Consider the following 2,144-nt stretch of genomic DNA (forward strand, 5'->3'; position numbering starts at 1 on the left):
GGGAAACCACCATTCTCGGCGAAAACGCCTTCGTCGGCCTGACCCAGGCCCTCGGCGCGCTGCCGGCGCTGCTCGGCTTCAGCGTGCCGGATGCCGGGCAGATCCGCGCCAGCGGCGCGCTCGGCGGTGATCTGGAAGGTGCCCGCCAGCTCTGGGCCGGCTGGCTGGTTGGCGTGCTGCTGATCTATGGACTGCTACCGCGGCTACTGCTGGCGGGGTTTAGCCTGTGGCGCTGGCGCCGCGGCCGTGCCGCGTTGAAGCTCGACCTGAACCTGCCGGCCTATCGCCTGCTGCGCGAACGCCTGCAGCCGCCGAGTGAGCGGCTAGGCATCAGTGATGCGGCACCGGCCCAGCTGCACGCGCCGAGCGCCGGCGCCCAGCTCGATGGCAGTGCCGGCGCCGTGCTGGTGGCCATCGAGCTGGACGGCAGTCGCCCCTGGCCACCGGCTCTGTCCAAGGGCATCGCCGATGCCGGCATCCTCGACGATCGCGAGGGGCGCCGACGCCTGCTCGATCAGCTCACCCGCTTTCCACCGGCGCGCCTGGCCATCGCCTGTGATCCCCGGCGCTCGCCGGATCGCGGCACCCTGGCGCTGATCGGCGAGCTGTCGCGCTGCGCCGCTGCGACCCGCATCTGGCTGCTGCAGGCGCCGCCGGGCGAGGCGCTGGACAGTGCGCGTCTGGATGACTGGCACCAGGCGCTGGACGCCCTGGGCCTGCCCCATTCCAATACGACGCCGCTCGGCTGGCTGGAGAGCGGACATGACTGAAGCCCTGAAGCTCGCCGTGGTCGGCCATACCAATGTCGGCAAGACCTCGCTGCTGCGCACCCTGACCCGTGATGCAGGCTTCGGCGAGGTTTCGCACCGTCCCAGCACCACCCGCCATGTCGAAGGCGCACGGCTGTCGGTGGACGGCGAGGCGCTGCTGGAGTTGTACGACACCCCCGGCCTGGAAGATGCCATCGCCCTGCTCGATTACCTGGAACGCGTGGAGCGCCCCGGCGAACGCCTCGACGGCCCGGCGCGAACCGCGCGCTTTCTCGACGGCAGCGAGGCGCGCCAGCGCTTCGAGCAGGAAGCCAAGGTGCTGCGCCAGCTGCTCGCCAGCGATGCCGGGCTCTACGTGATCGATGCCCGCGAGCCGGTACTGGCCAAGTACAAGGACGAGTTGGCGGTACTCGCCGGCTGCGGCAAGCCGCTGCTGCCGGTGCTCAACTTCGTCGCCCAGCCCGGCCATCGCGAGGAGGAATGGCGTCAGGCGCTGGCCCGCCTCGGCCTGCATGCGCTGGTGCGCTTCGACAGCGTGGCGCCCCCCGTGGACGGCGAGCGCCGGCTGTACGAAAGCCTGGCGCTGCTGCTGGAACAGGCGCGGCCCAAACTGCAGCGGCTGATCGAGGACCATGAAGCCCAGGCAGCGGCGCGCCTGGTCAGCGGCCAGCGGCTGACCGCCGAGCTGCTGGTGGACGTCGCCGCCTGCCGACGCAGCGTGGCCGCACAGCCGGAACTGGAGCGCGGCGCCATTCGTGAATTGCACGACGCCGTGCGTGGCCGCGAACAGCGCTGCGTCGAATCCCTGCTGCGCCTGTATGCCTTCCGCAAGGAGCAGGCGGCAGCCAGCGACCTGCCACTGCTCGACGGCCGCTGGGGCGACGACCTGTTCAATCCGGAAACACTCAAGCAGCTGGGCGTGAAGATCGGCAGTGGTATGGCCGCAGGCGCGGCCGCCGGTGCCGGGGTCGACCTGATGGTCGGCGGCATCACCCTCGGCGCGGCGGCACTGCTCGGCGCCCTTGCCGGCGGCGGCGCGCAGACCGCGCGGCACTATGGCAATCGCCTGCTGGGCAAATTAAAGGGCCAGCGTGAACTGAGCGTCGACGACGCCGTGCTGCGCCTGCTCGCCCTGCGCCAACGCCAACTGCTGGCCGTGCTCGCCACCCGAGGGCACGCCGCCACCGAGGCGATCCGCCTGGCCACTCCGCAGGATCAGGGCTGGCGCGAGGGCAAGCTGCCCGATGCGCTGCAGCGCTGCCGCGCCCATCCGGAGTGGTCCTCGCTCAACCCCGGCGCCCGCCTGCAGGACGGCGAGCGCCAAGCGGCGCTGGATGAGCTGCAGGCCGAACTGCGGCAGAGCTGACCGGTCTG

2 protein-coding genes are annotated in these 2,144 nt (G+C 71.4%); both read left to right on the plus strand.

From position 1 onward, the window contains the following. The coding region (locus LO50_RS19430; RefSeq protein WP_044316060.1) for a DUF2868 domain-containing protein at window positions 1-770 on the plus strand (770 nt) is incomplete at its 5' end. Then, the gene (locus tag LO50_RS19435) at window positions 763-2,136 is read left to right on the plus strand and encodes a DUF3482 domain-containing protein (RefSeq protein ID WP_044316061.1); all 1,374 of its coding nucleotides are present in this window, start codon (window positions 763-765) and stop codon (window positions 2,134-2,136) included. The genes LO50_RS19430 and LO50_RS19435, both read left to right, overlap by 8 nt. Window positions 2,137-2,144: the final 8 nt, after the last annotated feature.

The sequence above is a fragment of the Stutzerimonas stutzeri genome, from assembly GCF_000935215.1.
In the GTDB taxonomy this organism is placed as follows: domain Bacteria; phylum Pseudomonadota; class Gammaproteobacteria; order Pseudomonadales; family Pseudomonadaceae; genus Stutzerimonas.

What these genes read in the sequence shown, in the direction of transcription:
- LO50_RS19435 (WP_044316061.1), top strand. Translation starts at nt 763, where the DNA reads ATGACTGAAGCCCTGAAGCTCGCCGTGGTCGGCCATACCAATGTCGGC.